The sequence below is a fragment of the Leisingera sp. F5 genome (genome assembly GCF_001593695.1).
The window spans coordinates 1-1,531 of the sequence record NZ_LUKH01000872.1; the positions used below are offsets into that span (position 1 = coordinate 1).

Annotated in this window: 1 protein-coding gene and 1 pseudogene; both read left to right on the plus strand. The window is 61.3% G+C overall.

Going from position 1 to position 1,531, the window contains the following annotated elements; all coding sequences use genetic code 11:
* Positions 1 to 1,184 (plus strand): ABC transporter substrate-binding protein (locus A2I95_RS36935; protein WP_291737449.1); only part of this gene is annotated, 1,184 nt, incomplete at its 5' end.
* Positions 1,185 to 1,531: pseudogene (locus A2I95_RS36940) on the plus strand (ABC transporter permease); the annotation flags it as partial. It lies immediately after the preceding gene.

A 1,531-nucleotide genomic window follows, 5' to 3' on the forward strand; every position in this document is an offset into this window, starting at 1 on the left:
AAGACGTGGTCAAGACCATGGAACGCCACAGCGGCGAGGACACCAAGTCCGGAGCTCTGGGGATCATGCGCGGCATCAAGGACGTGCGTGCAGATGGCGACAGCGTTGTCTTCGAGCTCGACAGCCCGAACGCCGACCTACCCTATCTGCTGGCAGACTATCACCTGATCATCCAGCCGGGTGGTGGCAATGACGATCCCGCGGCGGCCATCGGCACCGGCCCTTACATCATGAAGTCCTCCGACATGGGCGTGCGCTTCGTGGCCGAGAAGAACCCGAACTACTGGGGCGATCTGGGCAATGCGGATACCGTTGAAATCATTGTCATCAACGATGACACCGCCCGTGTCGCTGCCCTGCAGTCCGGCCAGGTGGACGTGATCGACCGGGTGCCCCCGCGCACCGCGAAACTGGTCGACCGCGCGCCGAACATTACGGTGCACTCGACCTCTGCTGCCGGCCACTATGTGTTCATCATGCACTGCAACACGGCACCGTTCGACAACAACGACCTGCGCATGGCGCTGAAGTACGGCATCAACCGCCAGGAAATGGTGGACAAGATCCTGAACGGCTATGGCACCGTGGGCAACGATACGCCGATCAACGCCTCCTATCCGATGTACACTGAGCTGGAGCAGCGCCAGTTCGACCCGGACAAGGCAATGTTCCACCTGAAGAAGTCCGGCCATGACGGCGGCATCCTGCTGCGCACCTCGGACAACTCCTTCCCGGGCGCGCCAGATGCGTCTGCCCTGTTCCAGCAGTCGCTTAACAGCGCCGGCATCAAGCTGGACGTCAAGCGCGAGCCGAACGACGGCTACTGGTCGGAAGTCTGGAACAACAAGCCCTTCTGCACCAGCTACTGGGGTGGCCGTCCGACCCAGGACCAGATGTTCACGACCGCCTATCTGTCTACCGCGGACTGGAACGACACCCGCTTCAACAACGAGCAGTTCGACCAGATTCTGGTTGCTGCACGCGGCGAACTGGACGTCGCCAAGCGGACCCAGATGTATGCCGACATGTCCACGATCCTGCGCGACGAAGGCGGCCTGATCTGCCCGATGTTCAACGACTTTGTCGAGGCAACCACCGACAATGTGGACGGCTGGATCGAAGGCATCCCGGGCCAGGTCCTGATGAATGGCTATGCCGCCAGCAAGCTGTGGGTTAAAGCCTAAATGTCGCCTATTTTCAAACTCTTGGCTCAGCGCATCGCGCTGAGCCTTCTCCTTCTTCTGCTCATCTCAGTGGTGATCTTCGCGGGTACGATGGTGCTGCCCGGCGATGTCGCCCAGTCGATTCTGGGCCAATCGGCAACCCCGGAAGCGCTTGCCAACCTGAGGGCTGAGCTTGGCGTCAACGATCCGCCCGTGCAGCGTTATTTCGCCTGGCTGTTCGGTGCCATTCAGGGCGACCTAGGCACCGCGCTCACCAGCGGCCAGGATATTTCCGAAGCCCTCGCCAGCCGCTTCTGGAACACCCTGTTCCTCGCCTTCTGGGCTGCCATGGTCGGGGCCGTCTGCCT